This is a genomic window from Pseudomonas syringae pv. coryli str. NCPPB 4273 (assembly GCF_000972175.1).
In the GTDB taxonomy this organism is placed as follows: Bacteria; Pseudomonadota; Gammaproteobacteria; order Pseudomonadales; family Pseudomonadaceae; genus Aquipseudomonas; species Aquipseudomonas syringae.
Genome location: NZ_AWQP01000004.1, coordinates 369,699 through 388,229, shown reverse-complemented (window position 1 = coordinate 388,229; position 18,531 = coordinate 369,699). Strand labels below are relative to the sequence as shown.

Here is an 18,531-nt window from a genome sequence, read left to right as displayed (position 1 = left end):
AATTAAGGTTTTGACCAATAAATGCTGGGATTTTGCTTGCGTGCATCAGTTGAGGGTGGCGGGTGCCATTGAGCGCAATGGCTGACGGAAGGCAGGGTGGGCGGAAGCGGGCGCTTTGACAGGTGGGAATGCTTGTAATACAAGTAAGACAACTGCGCAGGGCTGTTAAACCCGGCTTCTGGCCGCTCCCGGCCCTGTATTCGCGCTGCCAAGGCCGTGATACGGCAGCATAAACAGACAAGTCAGGATCCGTTCATCATGCAAGAGCCTGCCAGCACAGCGCCCAAACGCCGTCAGCACAGCCTGGCCACCGATCTGGTCACCGAACTGAGCCAGCGCATCCTGCTTGGCAAGATCGCTCCCGGCCAGAAGTTACCTTCCGAGAACCAGATCGTCCGCGAGCATGGCGTCAGCCGCACCGTGGTGCGTGAAGCGATTTCCAAGTTGCAGGCGTCCGGGCTGGTGGTGACCCATCACGGCATCGGCACATTCGTGCTCGAGCGCAGTGACCAGACGGGGCTGCGCCTCAAGGTCGAGACCGTTTCCAGAGTGCGCGATATCATCGAACTGCGTATCGGCCTGGAAACCCAGGCCGTGGCGCTGGCAGCAGTGCGCCGTACCGATGAGCAACTGGCGGCCATGCGCCAGGCGCTGGATGATTATCAGGACCTGCTGGCCAACGACGACAGCTGCGTCGAGGCTGACAAACGCTTTCACATGTTGATCGCCGAAGCCACCGGCAACCCGTATTTTCTGGAGATCATGCAACACCTGGGCAGCGCGGTCATTCCGCGCAGCCGCATTGCATCGAGCGAGCGGGCAGGCAACAACCTTGCGCATCAGGGCTACCTGGCCAACCTCGAACACGAAGCACTGCTCAGCGCCATTCGCCGCAAGGACCCGGATGCCGCGCGTGCAGCGATGTGGACGCACCTGAGCAACAGCCGTGAGCGGCTGGTTCCGCTGGAGTAGCCGCGAACGTGTTTGCTCGCACAAGGGGCCCCCATGCTTGAGCGTAGGGTAAAAATGTAGGAGCTAACGTGTTCGCGAAAGGGCCCGCACAGCCGCAGAAGATTTGGCGTTCAAAACGACGCCTTAGCGAACAAGTTCGCTCCTGCAAAAGCCTGGCTCCCCGGTATAGACGATACAAGGGCGGCGGTTGCGTACTACGGCGTTGCGTTCAGCACGCCGAGCATCACCTCGGTCTGCCACTCGAAATACGGGTTGAAGGTCAGCCGCGCATGGATCTTGCCCGGCTCGTTATAGCCCCAGTCCGAATACCACACCGGCTCGCCGGCCATGCACTTGGCGGTGTCCGCCGTGCTCTGGCCGTTCCAGCAGATACGCTGGCTGCCGGATACGCCGTAAAGCGGATTGTCCGTTGAAAAAAGCAGGCCCATGTGTGAAAAGCGGCTGATGCGGTATTCCGGCAGATAGTCCTTGCGCGCCTCGACGCGCGGCGTATTGGCCGCCCGGGCGGGCAGGTCGCCGTACCAGATCAGGCGACTGGCGGGATTACTGAAGCGCTGGCTGAAATTATCCAGCACGTAATCAGTGTCGAGTACCGAGTCGTGCTCGGCGATGGCGATGAACACCGGCTTGTCATAGCGACGCTGATGCAAACGGTCCTGGGCCAGCGCGCTGCTGCGATAGAACTGCGCAAAACCATTGGTGGGCATGTTCATGTAACGAACCGGCGTCTGCATTGGGCGCAGGCCTTCGTTCGGCGCGGCAAGCCAGGGTCGTGCCCAGCCGATCCACGGGGTCAGCCAGGCATAGCCGCTGTTGGAGCGAAATGCCGGCGAGAACAAGAGCAGGCCGGCGATTTCGTCATGACCATAGGCGTAATCGAGGACCAGATTGGCGCCGGTCGAAAAACCGCCCAGATAAACCTTCGGCACTTCGCGGCCGAGCAGTTGCGCCTGTTCGCGCACTACTTGCTGCCACTGTTCGAGGCGCACGTCGAGCATGTCTTCGGGCTTGGTGCCATGCCCCGGCAATAGCACGGTTCGGACCAGATAGCCCTGAGCGGCGAGCGTCTGTGCCACGTCATGAAACGACCACGCCGAATCCCCCAGGCCGTGCACCAGCAGCACGCCGCCCTTGGGTGTCCCGCTCGGGGTCCACTGGCGCGGCGCGTTCCAGTCCAGTTCGGCCTGGTGGTCGGCGGTCTGGAAGTTGCGCTGGTTGCGGATCAGTTCGAGGGTCTGCTGACGGTAGTCTTCAAAGCGTTGTTTCGGCTCATCGCTTTCCGCCATCGACGTGCAGGCTTGCAGGGTCAATAGCGACAGCAGGCTGGCGAGTCGGAATTTGATCAAAAGGGGGCCTGTGCACACATATTCGAGGATTCAAAAGGTCGACACGGGCACTCTGCCATGTACGTCGCGCCCGTGCCTACTTTCAGGCACACTCGGGCGTTCTATAACTTCAACAAAATGTATCCATATGCTCAAGCATTGCAAGCCTCGCCACGCGTCAGGAGTCGTTCATGTTCGCCCTTGATCGAGCGCTGGCTCAGGACATCGTCGACCGGGCCATGGCCATCCTGCCGTACAACGTCAATGTCATGGACTACCTGGGCATCATCATCGGCAGCGGTGATGCCGAGCGATTGTGTAACCGTCATGAAGGCGCGCAGCGAGTGCTGGCCAACCGGCAGGTGGTGGAAATCGATTCCCTGGCGGCGTCGCAACTCGGGGGTGTCAAGCCCGGCGTCAACCTGCCGCTGATGCTCGACCATCAACTGGTGGGCGTGCTCGGTATCACTGGCGAGCCGGACGAGGTCCGGGTGTATGGCGAATTGGTGAAGATGACTGCCGAGATGCTCATGGAGCAGCGTCGTCAGCAGGCTGATCTTCAATGGCGGGCGCAGCGCAGCGAAGACCTGCTCGCTCGCCTGCTGTTGCCGGAGTGCCCCGACAGCCTGGTGGATGAAGCACGACAGCTGGGTTTGCAGCCGCACATGGCGCGTCAGGTGGTGCTGCTGCAGTTTGGCGAGGAGGGGCTGGCTGCCAGCCAGGTTGCCAAATGGCTTGGCACGCGCTACGCCGACAGCTGGTGCGTGCTGCGTGAGCCCACGTTGCTGTACTGGTGCCGCGCCACGGGCAAGGAGCGTGACGATGCGCTGCTGCTCAAGCAGTTCGATGAACAACACTGGCCAGTGCAGCGTATGGCCACCGTGGCGCAATCGGCGGACCTGCCCACCCTGCGCCAAGCCTGCGCCGCAGCGCGGGATCTGCTCGACTACGCCAGCCAGGCAAGGCCGGCGCAGCGCTTGCTGCGTCTTGAAGCGTATCGGTTGCCGGTGCTGTTCTGGCGCTACCGGCATGACTGGCTGGCGGAACACGTCGCCGAGCCATTGGAGCGTCTGCACACGCACACGCAACTGCTCGACACCTTGTGCAAATGGTTCGAGTACAGCGGCGAAAGTCAGGCCTGCGCCGAAGCGCTGGGTATCCATCGCAACAGCCTGCGCTACCGGCTGGAGAAGATTGGCGAGCTGACGGGCTGCGATCCCTACAAGACCGACGACCTGCTGCGGCTGTACCTGGGGGCGCAGATGATCACTCGCCAGACCTGAAACCGGGTTTTGTTCAAACGCCCGATGATAGCGACGGATCATTGTGCGAGCGGCAGGCGGAAAGCACGGTTTGGAATGAGAGCATTCGAGTACCGGATCTGGAGAACAACAATGAAAATAGTCATCGCCCCCGACTCGTTCAAAGACAGCCTCAGCGCCCAGGCAGTTGCCGACGCGATCGCCAGTGGTCTGGCCGAGGTCTGGCCGCACGCAGAACTGATCAAATGCCCGATGGCAGACGGCGGGGAGGGCACCATCGAGGCGCTGCTGGCTGCCTGCAATGGCGAGCTGATGAGCGCCAGCGTCAGCGGTCCGCTGGGCGCCCCGGTCAATGCCCAGTGGGGCTGGCTGGCGGAGAGCAGGACCGCAATCATCGAAATGGCCATGGCCAGTGGCTTGCAACTGCTGACCCTGGCACAACGCGACGCCTGTGTGACCAGCACGGAAGGCACCGGCCAATTGATCTCGGCGGCACTTGATGCGGGGGCTCGTCGGGTGATCCTGGCCATCGGCGGCAGCGCAACCAATGACGGCGGCAGCGGCATGCTTTCAGCCTTGGGCGCGCGCTTTCTGAATGCTGACGATCAGACTCTCGCGCCGGGTGGGCTCGCGCTTGCCGACCTGGCGCGTATCGATCTGAGCGGTTTCGATCCACGCTTGTCTGACGTGTGCGTCGAAATCGCCGCCGACGTCGATAATCCACTCTGCGGACCGAATGGTGCCTCCTCTGTCTTCGGCCCGCAAAAAGGCGCATCGCCCGAGCAGGTCATGGCGCTGGACGCCGCACTCGGCCGTTTTGCCGACCATACGGCTCAGGTCCTCGGTCAGGACTTGCGCGATAGCCCCGGCAGCGGTGCGGCAGGGGGCATGGGCTTTGCCGCCAAGGCCTACTTGAAGGCCTCGTTTCGTGCCGGGGTGGAAGTGGTGGCCGATCTGACCGGGCTGGAGCAGGCGTTGATAGGTGCCGATCTGGTCATCACCGGCGAAGGCCGTTTCGACGCGCAAACCCTGCGTGGCAAGACCCCGCTTGGGGTTGCGCGAGTCGCCCAGCGTCGGCAAGTGCCGGTGATTGTGCTGGCGGGAACCCTGGGCGAAGGCTACGAGCAGATGTATGCGCACGGCATCGGCGCAGCCTTTGCTCTGGTCAGCGGGCCGATGAGCCTTGAGCAGGCCTGCCGCGATACCCGCCGCCTGTTGCACGAGCGTGCGCGTGACGTGGCGCGGCTCTGGCAGATGGCTTCGGGCGGCTGATGACTGGGCTGTGATCAGCGAACACCGGCCCGGCAATTGGCCGTTATTTTAAGTAACCCTGCAAATGATCGCAGGCCGTCCTAAAGAATTGCCTGATCAGGGCGATATGCTGTCGGTTGTCTGACAACTTCGCGTCGGACACTGCCCTCAAAAAAATATAAAGAGCCTTGGCCATGAATCTACGCAAACTCACTATCGCTCGTCGTGCCGGTCTGGGTTTTACCCTCATTTCCCTGTTGGTGGCTTTGCTGGGGTGGTTTGCGCTGGCGCAGATGTCGACCATTCGCCAGAGTGAAGTGGCGGTGGAGACCAACTGGCTGCCCAGCATGCGAGTGGTCAACGATATCCGCGAAATCATGCTGCGCATTCGGACCATTTCCTTGCGCATGGCGCTGGACACCGATCCTGCGAGCATTCCGACCTACCGTGGCCAGATGGATGTACGCCTGGGCGATCTGGACAAGAAGCTGGCTGTCCTCAAGACCTTTGTCGACACCCCGGAAGAGAAGTCGCTGACCGACCAGTTCATGGTGACCATGGGCCAATACCGCAGTGCGCTGGACCGTTCCTTTGTGCTGGCTGGCCAGGGTGATAGCGTAGGGCTGAACAAGCTGCTGCTGGTCGACATGAAGCAGATCGTCGACGGCTCCGGCAAGCAACTCGGTGACCTGGCGGACTTTTATGTCACCAAGGTCGATGCGGAAGGCAAGTCTGCCGAGGCCCAGTACGACAAGTCGCGCGACATCGTCATTATCTTCGTGGTGATTGCTGCGCTGTGCACCATCGGCCTGGCGCTCTGGCTGACCCGCAGTATCGTCGGTCCGCTGCAGCGTGCGGTAACCGCTGCCGAGCAGGTTGCCAACGGCGACCTGACCCATAGCATCGAAGTCGATGGCGAAGACGAAGTCACCCGACTGTTGCGTGCGCTGGCGATGATGCAGGTCAATCTGCGTGAAGCCATGCGCCACATCGGCAGTTCGGCCACTCAATTGGCGTCGGCCGCCACCGAACTCAACTCGGTCACTGAAGACAGCTATCGCGGCTTGAACCAGCAGAATGCGGAGATCGATCAGGCCGCCACGGCGATCAACGAAATGACCTCGGCAGTAGAAGAAGTTGCGCGTAACGCCGTGTCCACGTCGGACGCCTCCAACCAGTCCAGCACTTCGGCGCTGGCAGGCCAGACGCGGGTGATCGAGACGGTGCAGTCGATCCAGACGCTGACCGACAACGTACAGGCCACTTCGACGCTGGTGCAAAACCTTGCCAATCAGTCGCAGGACATCGGCAAAGTGCTGGACGTGATCCGCTCGATTGCCGAGCAGACCAACCTGTTGGCACTCAACGCCGCCATCGAGGCGGCACGTGCAGGCGAGTCGGGCCGTGGTTTCGCGGTGGTGGCGGATGAAGTCCGGGCATTGGCGCATCGCACCCAGCAGTCGACCCTGGAAATCGATTCGATGGTCAGTGCCATGCGCAGCGGTTCGGCGCAGGCACTCGACTCGATGAACACCAGCCGCGATCGGGCCGACTCGACGTTGGCGCTGGCCAAGGGCGCGGGCGAGTCCTTGAGCGAAATCACCTCGTCGATCAATCAGATATCCGAGCGCAATCTGGTGATTGCCAGCGCGGCGGAAGAGCAGGCGCAAGTCTCGCGTGAGGTCGATCGCAATATCGTCAACATTCGCGATCTGTCCATGCAGTCGACTCAGGGTGCCAACCAGATCAGTGCGTCGAGCCACGAATTGTCGCGTCTGGCGGCCGATCTGAGCCAGGTGGTCTCACGCTTCAAGGTGTAAAACCCTACATTGATACAGGTTGTGTCCGCTTGCCGACGATCGACCGGACGCGCATTATGCCCTCGGTCGAAATGACCTCCGGTACAGTCTGGGCACAACCTTATCGAAGGGGGCGGCATCGCTTCATGAATAACAATAATCAAACCTTCAGCAGTTGGCTGCGCTCGCCAGCCCATCACCAGTGGCTGGCACTGGAAGGCAATCGTCTGTTGACCTTCGCCAAGGCTTCCAGGCTGGACAACGGCTTTGGCAGTCTTGATGACTACGGTCGGCTGATGGTCGGTGCCACCGCAGGAGCCATGAACACGGCGCGCATGACCCACTGTTTTGCCATGGCGCATGCGCAGGGCATTCCCGGCTGTGCTGCGCTTGTCGATCACGGTATCGCCGCACTGCGCGGACCGTTGCACGATGCCGAGCACGGCGGCTGGTTCAGTGCCGCGCTCGAAGACGGCGGCAAGACCGACAAACAGGCTTATCTGCATGCATTCGTCGCACTGGCGGCCAGTTCTGCCGTGGTGGCGGGGCGGCCTGGCGCGCAGGCATTGCTGTCCGACGCCATCCAGGTGATCCAGACGCATTTCTGGAGCGATCAGGAAGGCGCCATGCGTGAGTCGTTCGCGCGGGACTGGAGCCATGAAGAGTCGTATCGCGGCGCCAACAGCAACATGCACAGCACCGAAGCGTTCCTCGCGCTGGCCGATGTGACGGGTGACGCGCAGTGGCTCGACCGGGCGCTGAGCATTGTCGAGCGGGTTATCCACGAGCATGCCGGTGCCAACAACTTTCAGGTCATCGAGCATTTCACCCAGAACTGGCAGCCGTTGCCGGATTACAACCGCGATAACCCCGCCGACGGTTTTCGGCCCTTCGGTACCACGCCGGGGCATGCCTTCGAGTGGGCGCGTCTGGTGTTGCACCTGGAGGCTGCGCGCCGTCAGGCCGGACGCGCCAACCCCGAATGGTTGCTGGACGACGCCCGCCAACTGTTTGCCAATGCCTGCCAGTACGGTTGGGATGTCGACGGTGCCCCGGGTATCGTCTACACCCTCGACTGGCAGAACGAACCGGTGGTCCGTCATCGCCTGCACTGGACCCACTGCGAAGCGGCCGCTGCTGCTGCCGCATTGCTGCAACGTACCGGCGAGCAGCAGTATGAAGATTGGTATCGCTGTTTCTGGGAGTTCAACGAGACCCTGTTCATCGATCAGGAACATGGCAGCTGGCGCCATGAGCTGAACGAGCGCAACGAGCCCAGCGCAGACATATGGCCCGGCAAGCCGGACCTTTATCACGCCTATCAGGCCACGTTATTGCCGGTGTTGCCGCTGGCGCCAAGCCTGGCCAGCGCTCTGGCGGGACTGGAATAAACCACTGGGTCAAGCCTGGGCTGTCGCCTCAAGCCTGAAATCGGCAACTCAAAGCGCAGGGATGCGTTTGTCGGTCAGGCGGATGATCTGCCGGGCCAGGAAGCTGCCGGTCAGGATCACGCCGAACAGGCGCAAGGTCTGCATCGCCAGTACGAAACCGACGTCGGCATGTGTATCGATGGCAATAATGGCCATGGTGTCCAGGCCGCCCGGGCTGGTCGCCAGGTACACCGAGAGATAATCCTTGCCCAGCATCACGGCAATCAGCCAGGCCGACACGGCGCAGAGCACGATCAACAGCAATGAGGCCAGAATCATCATCGGCAGCCGTCTCCAGACGTACTGCACCGTCGGCCGGTCGAAACGCAGGCCGACGTAGCAGCCTATGGCACCGTAAGCGATGGGTAGCAACCAGGCCGGAACGGTGATCTGCATCACGCCACTCAGTTGCAGCGCGCCGCCCAGCATCAGTGGCACCAGCAGGGCACCTGCCGGGAGGCGCGAGCCGAGGGTCACGCCTGCGGCAATCACTGCCAGGCTCAGCGCAAGGTCGACAAGGTTCAGGCTGGGCAATGCCGCTGCGCTGGTGTGCAGGGCCGCAGCGGAATCCGGTGCGCCGATGAAATGGCTGACCAGTGCGCCAATGGTGACCACGCAGACGACGCGCACATATTGCATGGTGGCGACGATGCGCGAGTCGGCACCGTAATCCTCGGACATCGCGACCATTGCCGAGGCCGCGCCCGGTGACGTGCCCCAGGCTGCGGTGTTGCTCGGGATACCGGCAAAGCGCACCAGCACCAGCCCAACCGCCGCGCTCAGCACGACCGTGAGGATGGTCGCCAGCAGCATGACGTGCCATGAATGAAGGGCGGTGAGCAGCACACTGACCGACATGGCATGCGCGATCAGCACGCCAACCGTGCCCTGACCGAGTTGAAAGGCCCGCTTGGGCATGCGGATGCTGGCCCCTGATACGCCAAAGCCGATGGCGACCAGCATGGGCCCGAGGAACATCGCAGCAGGCATATCGAACAGTTTGAGCAGTTGCCCGGCAATGCCGGCCATCAGGATCAGACCCGCCCATTGCGTCAGCGGGGAAAGGGAGGAAAGCGAAAAGCGTGAAGCGTTTGACAAGGACGTTCTCCTTGATTGGGGTAAATCACATGCACACAGTATCGACTTCGCAACCCATCAAGTCTATTTTCTAATAATCATGAATTGATAACTTTGGTTGATAGATATGGACTTGCGCGATCTCACCTATTTCGAAACCATTGCCGAGCTGGGGCACCTCGGACGCGCTGCTGAGAAGCTCAATCGCAGTCAGCCAGCGCTGACCAAAAGCATTCAGCGCCTCGAGGAATCATTCGGCACGCGACTGTTTCAACGTGACGGCCGACGCATCAAGCTGACCCCCGTAGGTGAGCTGCTGCAGGCGCGTGGCAAGGAGTTGCAGCAAAGCATCGCCCAGACCCAGCGCGAGATCCGGGATTTCGCCAGTGGCATGGTAGGCAACATACGGGTCGGCTGCGCCGCGACCATGGCAGAATATTTGATGCCGAAACTGACTTCGGCCTTGTTGCAGCGTACCCCCGACGTCACTTTGAAACTGGTGATAGGCCAGGATGACCTGCTGCGCGAATCATTGCGCTCGGGGCAGCTGGACATGATCATTTGCGCGCTGGCACCCGACAGTGAAGACGTCACCAGCTTTGCCATACTGCAGGACGAAGCTGTGGTGGTGGCCAGCAAGAATCATCCGATTTTCAAGCCGGCATTGAAAATGAGTGACCTGTGCGCGTATCGCTGGGTACTGCCGCCGGTGAGTGTTTCATCGCGCAAATGGCTGGACGCGACCTTCGCCGCTCACGGCCTGCCGCTGCCGACGGTGCAGATCGAAGCGAACTCGATCTCGCTGTTGCCGGGGCTGATTGCGCGCAGCAACCTGTTGAGTTTCATTGCCCGCGAGTCGCTGGAGTTCGGCAAGACCATGCAGCACCTGCGTGAAGTGCCGCTGGAGCAAACCACCCTCAAACGCACCATTGGCGTGACGCTGCGCAAAGGCGGTTACCTGTCACCCGCGGCAGAAGGTATGTTGCAGATGCTGCGCGATAATGGCGGAGACTTTCTGGGTTGGGGCTGACAGCCTGCGCTCAGCCGCTCGCCGGCAGGGCCTGAAAGCCACTCAGGTACTTTGCCAGCGCCTCTGCGCCCAGCTCCACGGTCGAGCTGGTGCCCGCCCAACTGCAGGCGAGCATCAGGTTGCGCGGCAAGTCGAAGTCCTCAACCATAAAACCATTGGCGTCGAAACCGTTTTCATCGTGGGGAACCAGTTCGCGCAGCGACGCTACCGGTTCAAAGTACGCCCACACCGGCTTGTTCAGTGCGACCGCCATACCGACTTCGAAGGCCGTGCCCGAATCCGGCTCCAGGCCGCGGAACACGTTGAGGTTGACCAGCATCGCCGAGCAGCGGTGGATCATCGCGACATTCATCGAGTAAATCTGCTGCGCGGTTTCATGCGCTGCTCGTCCGTGCGTGACCTCATTGTCAAACGGGTACAGACCCTCAAGCCCGTGTGCGGCGCACAGAGCCTTGAGATAGCGTCCATGTTCCACGGCGTCGGTCCTGAACACGTCGAAGCCTGCGAGATAAACCAGTGGCGCGTGCATATTCGTCTCTCGGCTGCAGATATTATCGCGCCGATTCTAAGGCTGACCGCGTGCCGGCGATACATGCCATTGATCGGCCGAAACACGATCAGCAGGCGTTTGCGCTGGAATCTGTACGGATAACCAGTATCCTTGTTCAGTCTGCTCATTTTTCATGTGAACGCTGGCCTTGAATACTTCGCCCCTCGACAATCCGTTTTATTACCTGGAAAACTTCCGGCAGGTCCTTGACTGGATTGCCCGGCGCTACGATGACCTGCTCGATGCGAGCGAGCGTCGCTTCATCAGCGAGTTTGCCGAGCTGCCGGTGCCCGCCCAGGGTTTGCTGGTGCGCATGGTGATGCGCAAAGGCGTGTTGTTTCGGGCCAGCAAACTCGGTTATGTCGAGATTGGCGACCCTCATGACGCGGTATTGCCGCTGCTGGCGCGGGAGTGGGTCGACAGCGCTCCGCCGCTGGGCCTGAGCGAGCTGTTCCAGCTGCTGCGTCGGGATGAGTTGAGCCACTGCTTCAAAGACCACGCGGTCAAGGGCCCTGAGCGCAAGCAGGAATGGTTCGAGCGCCTGCAGCCGATGTACCCGTCGCCGCAGTCCCTCGAACAATGGCACCCGACCTTGTCCGACGCCGTATTCGGCCTGAAGATCATGCCGCTGTGCGATCGCCTGCGCTTGCTGTACTTCGGCAATCTCTACCAGGAATGGTCTGAGTTCGTGCTGGCTGACCTGGGCATCTACCGCTACGAAAAAGTCGAGTTTTCGCTGGAGTCGCGCGGCATTAACCAGCGTGCCGACATTGACGTGTGCCTGCAACTGCATGCCTGCCGGGAAGCGCTTGAAACCTGCCTGGAACTGCATGCGCTGGCCGAGCGTGTCATTGCCATCGAGTGCGGCAACCCGTGGTTGCTCATGCGGCGCGGCAAACTGCTATTCCGTATCGGGCAACAGGCCGAGCGCATGCAGGACTGGCCTCTGGCGATGGCGGTGTATCGTCAGTCGGGTTACCCCGGCGCGCGCTCGAGGCAAATCCGCGTGCTGGAGCGCAACGCCGAGTATGCAGCGGCGCTGGCGTTGGCGGAACAGGCCCGTCTCGCCCCGGAAGGTGATGCGGAGGCCCAGCACCTGTCACGCGTCTTGCCACGACTGCAACGCAAGCTCGGCCTGACTGCCGCGCGCAAGCGCACGGTGCGGGCCATTGCGCGGCTGGACGTGCAGGTCACGCCGGTGTCGGGGATGAGTGTCGAGCGTCTGATACGCTTGCACCTCGAAGAAGAGCAGGGCGGGGAGGTGCATTACGTCGAAAATGCGCTGATCAATTCACTGTTCGGGCTGCTGTGCTGGCGGGCCATTTTCGCGCCTTTGCCGGGTGCATTCTTTCATCCGTTTCACAGTGCGCCGAGTGACCTGTACAGCCCTGACTTCTATCAGCGCAGGGCGACGCTGTTCGATGCCTGTCTGATGCAACTGGAGTCGGATGAATACCTGGCGACCATTCGTGAGCATTTTCAGAGTAAATACGGCCTGCAATCACCCTTTGTATTCTGGGGAGCGCTGACGCCAGAGCTTCTGGAGCAGGCACTCTACTGCCTGCCGGCAGAGCACCTGCTTCGCTGGTTTCGTCGGCTGCTGCAGGACATAAAAGCCAACCGGACAGGAATGCCCGACCTGATCCAGTTTTTTCCGGAACAGCGTCGATATCGAATGATCGAGGTCAAGGGGCCGGGTGACCGCCTCCAGGACAACCAACTGCGCTGGCTGGACTTCTGTGCCGAGCATGGCATGCCGGTGGAGGTGTGTTACGTGCAATGGGCGGCTGACGACAGTGTCTGTGTCAGTAGCGACCTGTCAGACTTTCAAGGGGCCTTGTGCCCGTCCTGACTGTCCTGGTGATCCGCATCATGAGGTTGTTTCGAATCATGAGGCTTGTCATCCGCACTGCCGTTCTTTCCAGGCAAGGGGTCCATGCCTTTGGTGCCGGGGCTAGTGCCTGGCGCGCCGGGGCTGGTTCCATCGACGTTCTTTTCCGTTCCGGTGCCAGGCACCTTCGGACCGTCGCTGACCGGGTTGGTCGGGCCGGTCGAACCCGCAAATGCATTGGTGCCCGACAAGGCCAAAAATGCCGCGAGGCTTATTGCCCCCAATCTATTCCTGATCATGATGCAACCTCCGTAAGTACTGTGACTGAAACGGTGCCGCGAGAAGGGTAGACCCGCGGGCAGGGCATGGTCCTGCCCGCGTAAGACGCCTGGTTACTGAGTCTTGGTCTTTTCTGTAGTGGTGCTCTTGTCGTGCGTACCGTGGGCCGCCTTGTTGTCGTGCTTCATCGAACGCTCGGCTGCCGCTTCCTTGCTTTCAGTCTGCACGCCTGGAGTCTCGGACGAAGTGCGGTCCATCGGCTGGGTATTGGTGCCCGGCAGCTTGGTCGCATTCTTGTTGATCGGGGTTTCAGGGGTGGTGGTCGACTCGGCGAAGACGGCACCCGAAGCTACAGCCATCAGGCCAGCAAGAGTCAGGGCAGTCAGTTTGGTCTTGATCATGGTGCTTACTCCGTTGTTTTAAAGTACTCACGTTGGTCATTGGCCAGTGGCCATAGGTGCCGTCGAACCCGACGAACGGTAGATATCTTCGATGCATCAAGGCTTACGCCGTTGCTATCCACCTTGAGAGTGATCGCGCGCTTTTTTCGGTCATTCATGCACCTCTTAGCACTGTCGACAGCAAAGTTTTAAGTTGATTTAGCTATAACGTGACCGCTCGGTCATTTACAACGATTCTTAAAATCACACTTTCTTACATTTTTATAACGAAGCTGGCACTCCGCTATCTGATGAGTGGTGGCAGAACGCTATTTTGCCTGGCGCGACGCGAATCCCCCGTAAACATTGGCTTTAAAAGGGGTTTTCATCGCCAGCGACGTAGGAAATCACTTACAAAAAAGTTCCCTTACCGACACGATTCGTTGGATTGTCATTAAACAGCAACATTTGAGGTTTTAAATCCGCCTCGGGCCTCCTTAAGTGGACCACCACACAATCTCCTGGACTGAGGTATTACCGTGATTCTGCTGACTAAAAAACGCTTGTCGCTTCTGATCGCATCGCTGTGCCTTAGCGGTGTGGCTCACGCGACTGATGTAACAGGCGCTGGTTCGAGTTTCGTCTACCCGGTTATTTCGGCGTGGTCCCAGGACTACAGCAAGAGCAAGGATAACCGTATCAACTATCAGTCCATCGGTTCGGGTGGTGGTATTGCCCAGATCAAGGCGGCGACCGTTGACTTCGGTGCATCCGACGCCCCGATGTCTGCAGAAGACCTGCAGGCCGGCGGCCTGGGCCAGTTCCCAAGCGTGATCGGCGGTATCGTGCCGATCGTCAACGTCGAAGGCATCGAAAGCGGCGCACTGAAGCTGGACGGTCCAACCCTCGCCAAGATCTTCATGGGCAAGATCACGAAGTGGAACGACCCTGCAATCGTCGCGCTGAACCCTAGCTTGAAAGATCACCTGAAAGATGTCGCCATCACCGTCGTTCACCGTTCGGACGGTTCGGGCACCACGTACAACTTCACCAACTACCTGAGCAAAGTCAGCCCGGAGTGGAACACTGAGCTGAAGTTCGGTTCGACCGTACAATGGCCAGCAGGCGTGGGCGGCAAGGGTAACGAAGGTGTTTCGGCCTACGTGAAGCAGATCAAGGGTTCGATCGGCTACGTCGAGTACTCCTACGCGACCACCAACAAGCTGTCCTACACCCAGCTGAAAAACGCTGCCAATAACTTTATCAAGCCTGATGCCAAGGCATTTGCTGCTGCCGCTGACACTGCCGACTGGGCAAGCGCCAAAGACTTCAACCTGATCATGACCAACGCGCCGGGTAAGGATGCATGGCCGATCACCGCGACCACCTGGATCATCATGTACAAGAAAGCCAAGAACGAAGAGAAAAGCACGGCTGCTTTCGACTTCTTCAAATGGTCCCTGGAAAACGGCCAGAAGCAGGCCGAGAAACTGGAATATGTAGCATTGCCGAAATCGCTGGTTGATCGCGTGGAAAGCTACTGGAAAACGGAATTCACCAAGTAAGTGATTCAACCCGTACCACCCCTGTCATCAGCCGCGATATCGGCTCGGTGACAGGGGCTTTTCCTTGCGAGTGGCCTCAACATGACTGAAAACACCCAATACCTGTCCGCTAACGTCTCCGCTGGTGAGTCCGAGGGCGAGAAGCGCGCCAAACGGGATCATCGTCATGACCTGTGGTTCAAGCGTTCATTGCAGGCTGCAGCGATGCTGGTGCTTGCTTTGCTGGGTTGTATTGCCTTGTCGACCCTGTGGGGCGGCAGTCTGGCATTCCAGACTTTCGGGTTTGGCTTTCTGACCAGCACCGAGTGGGACGTGAACGCCGGCAAGTTCGGCGCCCTGGTTCCAATCTACGGCACCCTGGTTACCTCTTTTCTGGCTTTGCTGATCGCCGTACCGGTGAGTTTCGGCATTGCAATCTTTCTTACCGAAGTAGCGCCGCCGTGGTTGCGCATGCCGATCGCCTCGGCCATCGAGCTGTTGGCCGGTATCCCTTCGATCATCTACGGCATGTGGGGGCTGTTTGTCTTCGGCCCGTTCATGGCTGAACACCTGTCGCCGTGGATCACCGAAAACCTCGGAGCACTGCCGCTGATCGGTCCGATGTTCCAAGGGCCGCCGCTGGGTATCGGCATGCTGACTGCCGGTATCGTGCTGGCGATCATGATCACGCCGTTCATTACCTCGGTGATGCAGGAAGTCTTCCGCACCGTGCCCGTGGCCCTCAAAGAGTCGGCCTATGCACTGGGCGGTACAACCTGGGAAGTGGTCTGGGACATCGTGCTGCCTTACACCCGTTCGGCCGTGGTCGGCGGTGTGTTCCTCGGGCTGGGACGCGCGCTCGGCGAAACCATGGCGGTAACCTTCGTACTGGGCAACGCGCATCAGTTCTCGGCTTCGCTGATGATGCCGAGCAGTTCGATCGCTTCGGTGATCGCCAACGAGTTCAACGAGGCATACACCGACTTGCACCGTTCGGCACTGATTGCCCTTGGCTTCCTGTTGTTCGTCGTCACCTTCATCGTGCTGGCCCTTGCACGCCTGATGCTGTCGCGCCTTTCGCGTAAGGAGGGGTTATGAGTAAGGATGTGACCGGCAGCGAGCACCTGTATCGGGTTCGCAGTTTCAAGAACAAGATTGCGATGGTGCTCAGCTGTGGTGCCACTGCCTTCGGCCTGCTGTGGCTGGTGTGGATTCTGCTGACCACCATCATCAAGGGCATCGACGCGCTCAACCTGCAACTGTTCACCGGCATGACTCCGCCGCCTGGTACCGAGGGTGGCCTGGCCAACGCGTTCTACGGCAGCGTGCTGATGTCCGGCATCGGCCTGCTGATCGGTACGCCGATCGGCCTGATGGCCGGCATCTGGCTGGCCGAGTTCGCCCGTTACACCAAACTGGGCAACACGGTTCGCTTCATCAACGACATCCTGCTGTCGGCACCGTCCATCGTGCTCGGCCTGTTCGTCTACACCGTCGTGGTACTGCCACTCAACGCGGTGACAGGCCATCAGGTGGGCTTTTCGGCGATTGCCGGTGCGCTGGCCCTGGCATTGCTGGTGATCCCGGTGGTGGTGCGTACCACTGACGAAATGATGCAACTGCAACCCTCGACCATGCGTGAAGCTGCGCTGGCGCTGGGTGTACCGCAATGGAAGCTGACCCTGCAAATCGTCCTTCGCGCGGCCAAGGCTGGTGTGGTAACCGGCGTATTGCTCGCATTGGCACGCATCACCGGCGAAACCGCGCCGCTGCTGTTCACCGCTTTCGGCAACCAGTTCTGGAGCAGCGATCTGCTCAAACCAATCGCCAGTGTTCCGGTGGTGGTTTTCCAGTACGCCATGAGCCCGTTCGATGACTGGCACTCCCTGGCATGGGCCGGTGCGCTGGTCATGACGTTGTTCGTACTGATACTGAGTCTGCTGTCTCGCTTAATTCTTCTGCGCAATAGGGCGTCCTGATGAACAACCTTTCCCTGGCCAACGAAAAAACCAAGATCCAAGTACGCGGTCTGGAGTTTTTCTACAACAACCAGAAGTCGTTGAAGTCCATCGACATGACCATCCCCGAGAAGCGCATCACTGCGATCATCGGCCCGTCGGGTTGCGGTAAGTCGACCCTGCTGCGCGTCTTCAACCGCATCTACGCGATGTACCCGAAGCAGGAAGCGCGCGGTGAAGTGCTGCTCAATGGTGAGAACATCCTGGCGCCAGGCTATTCGATGAACCGCCTGCGCAGTCATGTGGGCATGGTGTTCCAGAAGCCGGTGCCGTTCCCGATGTCGATCTACGACAACATTTCCTACGCCATCAAGCACCACGAAAAACTGTCGCGTCGGGAAATGGAAGATCGCGTCGAGCAGGCCCTGCGTGGCGCGGCTTTGTGGGACGAGGTCAAGGACAAGCTCAAGCAGAGCGCGACCGGCCTGTCGGGTGGTCAGCAGCAGCGTCTGTGCATCGCCCGCACCATCGCGCTGCGTCCTCAGGTCCTGCTGCTCGACGAGCCGACCTCCGCGCTCGATCCGATCTCGACTGGTCGTATCGAACAGCTGATCACCGAGCTTAAAGAGCAGTTCACCGTGATCATCGTGACCCACAACATGCAGCAGGCGGCGCGTTGCTCCGACTACACCGCCTTCATGTTCATGGGTGAACTGATCGAGCACGGCGACACCGATACCATCTTCACCAAGCCCTCCAAGACCCAGACCGAAGATTACATCACCGGTCGTTTCGGCTGATCATCCGGCCAGGGCGGGCGCTTCCTGGCGCTCGCCCATGAACTCCTCGATCCTGCTGCGCAGCCAACGCTCGGCAGGGTCGCTGTCCATCACACTCAGCCACGTCATCGACAGGTCCAGCCCCGGCGTGCGGAAGGGCAGTGGCTCGTCATACAGCAAACCCAATGCGCCCATGGCCTTTGCCGCATAGTCGGACAGCCCCGAAATCATATCGGTGCCGGCCATCAAGGCGGGCAGGGTGGCGAACTGCGGCACCGACAACACCACCTGACGCTTGCGCCCCAGCGCGGTCAGCCACTCATCGGCGAAACTACTGACACTCGCGACGTGCGACACCACGACGTGCGGGCGCGAGCAGTATTCGTCCAGGCTCATGGGGCTGGCAGGCTTGTCGGCGCGCACCAGCCTCGGCTGCACGTTACGCAGGGTCTTGCGCTTGGCGTTGGCCGGCAGTTCACGGGTCAGGCAGACGCCGACGGTGATGTCGCCGGACATCAGCACCTCGGAAATATTCAGGTAGTCGACATGCTTGACCACGATCACCACGCCGGGCGCTTCTTCGCGGATGGCCTTGAGCATCGCCGGTAACAGGCCGAATTCGACGTCATCGGTCAGGCCGATGCGAAAGGTCATCTTGCTGACCGACGGATCGAAGTCGGTGGTCAGGCTGAGCGCCGTGGACATGGCGTCCAGCGCGGGCGTCAGGTGCTTGAGAATCTCGTGAGCGCGTGCGGTGGGTTCCATACGATGGCCGACGCGGATGAACAGCGGGTCGTTGAGCAGACTGCGCAGGCGATTCAAGGCAGCGCTTATCGTGGGTTGGCCGAGAAACAGTTTTTCGGCTGCGCGGGTGACGTTACGCTCCTGCATCAATGTTTCGAATACCACCATCAGGTTGATGTCGGCCTTGCGCAGTTCATTTCGATTCATTGCTGTTCCTTGGCATCAGACCTGGACGGCCAAGTCTAGGCAGTCCGCACAGAAGGCGTCCAGCATTTTGCCTCTGCATGATGAAACGTCTGCTTACGGTTCTTCAGGCAGGA

At 60.3% G+C, this 18,531-nt stretch carries 17 protein-coding genes and 1 pseudogene; 12 read left to right on the top strand and 6 right to left on the bottom strand.

Annotated elements, in window-relative coordinates:
• The first annotated feature begins 258 nt into the window (after positions 1-258).
• On the top strand, positions 259-972 hold the full coding sequence (locus P406_RS03590) for a FadR/GntR family transcriptional regulator (RefSeq protein WP_003411521.1): 714 nt from the start codon (positions 259-261) through the stop codon (positions 970-972).
• A gap of 194 nt (positions 973-1,166) precedes the next feature.
• On the opposite strand, the gene P406_RS03585 is transcribed toward P406_RS03590, so the two are convergent.
• Positions 1,167-2,258, bottom strand: a complete 1,092-nt coding sequence (locus P406_RS03585) for an alpha/beta hydrolase (RefSeq protein WP_046235416.1) — start codon at positions 2,256-2,258, stop codon at positions 1,167-1,169.
• A gap of 230 nt (positions 2,259-2,488) precedes the next feature.
• Here P406_RS03585 and P406_RS03580 point away from each other — a divergent pair, with 230 nt between their 5' ends.
• From P406_RS03580 to P406_RS03565, 5 genes and pseudogenes are all read left to right on the top strand, one after another.
• The gene (locus P406_RS03580; RefSeq protein WP_046235361.1) at positions 2,489-3,580 is read left to right on the top strand and encodes a sugar diacid recognition domain-containing protein; all 1,092 of its coding nucleotides are present in this window, start codon (positions 2,489-2,491) and stop codon (positions 3,578-3,580) included.
• A gap of 111 nt (positions 3,581-3,691) precedes the next feature.
• Entirely contained in the window at positions 3,692-4,831 is a 1,140-nt protein-coding gene (locus P406_RS03575; protein ID WP_046235360.1) for a glycerate kinase, read from the top strand.
• A gap of 173 nt (positions 4,832-5,004) precedes the next feature.
• Positions 5,005-5,775: pseudogene (locus P406_RS30080) on the top strand (MCP four helix bundle domain-containing protein); the annotation flags it as partial.
• Positions 5,764-6,630 (top strand): methyl-accepting chemotaxis protein, encoded by an 867-nt coding sequence (locus tag P406_RS30075; RefSeq protein ID WP_370683550.1) that lies wholly within the window; start codon positions 5,764-5,766, stop codon positions 6,628-6,630. The pseudogene P406_RS30080 and the gene P406_RS30075, both read left to right, overlap by 12 nt.
• A gap of 125 nt (positions 6,631-6,755) precedes the next feature.
• On the top strand, positions 6,756-8,000 hold the full coding sequence (locus tag P406_RS03565) for a D-mannose isomerase (protein WP_046235358.1): 1,245 nt from the start codon (positions 6,756-6,758) through the stop codon (positions 7,998-8,000).
• 48 nt (positions 8,001-8,048) lie between these two features.
• Here P406_RS03565 and P406_RS03560 read toward each other — a convergent pair whose 3' ends face one another.
• On the bottom strand, positions 8,049-9,137 hold the full coding sequence (locus tag P406_RS03560; protein WP_046235357.1) for an AbrB family transcriptional regulator: 1,089 nt from the start codon (positions 9,135-9,137) through the stop codon (positions 8,049-8,051).
• Positions 9,138-9,243: 106 nt separating this feature from the next.
• On the opposite strand from P406_RS03560, the gene P406_RS03555 reads away from it, so the two are divergent.
• Complete coding sequence (locus P406_RS03555; RefSeq protein WP_003417523.1) at positions 9,244-10,146, top strand: LysR family transcriptional regulator; 903 nt, start codon at positions 9,244-9,246, stop codon at positions 10,144-10,146.
• Between the two features lie 10 nt (positions 10,147-10,156).
• On the opposite strand, the gene P406_RS03550 is transcribed toward P406_RS03555, so the two are convergent.
• Positions 10,157-10,675, bottom strand: coding sequence for a nucleoside 2-deoxyribosyltransferase (locus P406_RS03550; protein ID WP_046235356.1), 519 nt, complete (start codon positions 10,673-10,675; stop codon positions 10,157-10,159).
• Between the two features lie 169 nt (positions 10,676-10,844).
• Between P406_RS03550 and P406_RS03545 the strand changes: the two genes are divergently transcribed.
• The gene (locus P406_RS03545; RefSeq protein WP_046235355.1) at positions 10,845-12,548 is read left to right on the top strand and encodes a VRR-NUC domain-containing protein; all 1,704 of its coding nucleotides are present in this window, start codon (positions 10,845-10,847) and stop codon (positions 12,546-12,548) included.
• On the opposite strand, the gene P406_RS03540 is transcribed toward P406_RS03545, so the two are convergent.
• Both P406_RS03540 and P406_RS03535 read right to left on the bottom strand, forming a co-directional pair.
• Positions 12,524-12,826 carry a hypothetical protein gene (locus P406_RS03540; protein WP_046235354.1) on the bottom strand — a complete coding sequence of 101 codons (303 nt, stop codon included), beginning with the start codon at positions 12,824-12,826 and terminating at the stop codon, positions 12,524-12,526. The genes P406_RS03545 and P406_RS03540 overlap by 25 nt on opposite strands.
• Positions 12,827-12,919: 93 nt before the next feature.
• Positions 12,920-13,207, bottom strand: a complete 288-nt coding sequence (locus tag P406_RS03535) for a hypothetical protein (RefSeq protein WP_032698735.1) — start codon at positions 13,205-13,207, stop codon at positions 12,920-12,922.
• Between the two features lie 518 nt (positions 13,208-13,725).
• Between P406_RS03535 and pstS the strand changes: the two genes are divergently transcribed.
• The 4 genes from pstS (at position 13,726) to pstB (ending at position 17,488) form a co-directional block, all read left to right on the top strand.
• The gene (pstS, locus tag P406_RS03530; protein ID WP_046235353.1) at positions 13,726-14,751 is read left to right on the top strand and encodes a phosphate ABC transporter substrate-binding protein PstS; all 1,026 of its coding nucleotides are present in this window, start codon (positions 13,726-13,728) and stop codon (positions 14,749-14,751) included.
• 81 nt (positions 14,752-14,832) lie between these two features.
• Entirely contained in the window at positions 14,833-15,828 is a 996-nt protein-coding gene (gene pstC, locus P406_RS03525) for a phosphate ABC transporter permease subunit PstC (protein ID WP_003371940.1), read from the top strand.
• Positions 15,825-16,709: a phosphate ABC transporter permease PstA gene (pstA, locus tag P406_RS03520; protein WP_003396464.1), complete on the top strand. Its 885-nt coding sequence runs from the start codon at positions 15,825-15,827 to the stop codon at positions 16,707-16,709. Before pstC ends, pstA begins: the two co-directional genes overlap by 4 nt.
• A complete protein-coding gene (gene pstB, locus P406_RS03515; RefSeq protein ID WP_002553918.1) occupies positions 16,709-17,488 on the top strand; it encodes a phosphate ABC transporter ATP-binding protein PstB in 780 nt (259 codons plus the stop codon). The genes pstA and pstB overlap by 1 nt, the downstream gene beginning before the upstream one ends.
• Here the strand turns inward: pstB and P406_RS03510 are convergent, their stop codons facing one another.
• A complete protein-coding gene (locus P406_RS03510) occupies positions 17,489-18,418 on the bottom strand; it encodes a LysR family transcriptional regulator (protein ID WP_046235352.1) in 930 nt (309 codons plus the stop codon).
• Positions 18,419-18,531: the final 113 nt, after the last annotated feature.

Excerpts from the sequence above, each read along its gene's own strand:
- P406_RS03590 (WP_003411521.1), top strand. The coding sequence starts at position 259 with ATGCAAGAGCCTGCCAGCACAGCGCCCAAACGCCGTCAGCACAGCCTG.
- P406_RS03585 (WP_046235416.1), bottom strand. The coding sequence starts at position 2,258 with ATGGCGGAAAGCGATGAGCCGAAACAACGCTTTGAAGACTACCGTCAG.
- P406_RS03580 (WP_046235361.1), top strand. The coding sequence starts at position 2,489 with ATGTTCGCCCTTGATCGAGCGCTGGCTCAGGACATCGTCGACCGGGCC.
- P406_RS03575 (WP_046235360.1), top strand. The coding sequence starts at position 3,692 with ATGAAAATAGTCATCGCCCCCGACTCGTTCAAAGACAGCCTCAGCGCC.
- P406_RS30075 (WP_370683550.1), top strand. The coding sequence starts at position 5,764 with ATGATGCAGGTCAATCTGCGTGAAGCCATGCGCCACATCGGCAGTTCG.
- P406_RS03565 (WP_046235358.1), top strand. The coding sequence starts at position 6,756 with ATGAATAACAATAATCAAACCTTCAGCAGTTGGCTGCGCTCGCCAGCC.
- P406_RS03555 (WP_003417523.1), top strand. The coding sequence starts at position 9,244 with ATGGACTTGCGCGATCTCACCTATTTCGAAACCATTGCCGAGCTGGGG.
- P406_RS03550 (WP_046235356.1), bottom strand. The coding sequence starts at position 10,675 with ATGCACGCGCCACTGGTTTATCTCGCAGGCTTCGACGTGTTCAGGACC.
- P406_RS03540 (WP_046235354.1), bottom strand. The coding sequence starts at position 12,826 with ATGATCAGGAATAGATTGGGGGCAATAAGCCTCGCGGCATTTTTGGCC.
- P406_RS03535 (WP_032698735.1), bottom strand. The coding sequence starts at position 13,207 with ATGATCAAGACCAAACTGACTGCCCTGACTCTTGCTGGCCTGATGGCT.
- pstC (WP_003371940.1), top strand. The coding sequence starts at position 14,833 with ATGACTGAAAACACCCAATACCTGTCCGCTAACGTCTCCGCTGGTGAG.
- pstA (WP_003396464.1), top strand. The coding sequence starts at position 15,825 with ATGAGTAAGGATGTGACCGGCAGCGAGCACCTGTATCGGGTTCGCAGT.
- pstB (WP_002553918.1), top strand. The coding sequence starts at position 16,709 with ATGAACAACCTTTCCCTGGCCAACGAAAAAACCAAGATCCAAGTACGC.
- P406_RS03510 (WP_046235352.1), bottom strand. The coding sequence starts at position 18,418 with ATGAATCGAAATGAACTGCGCAAGGCCGACATCAACCTGATGGTGGTA.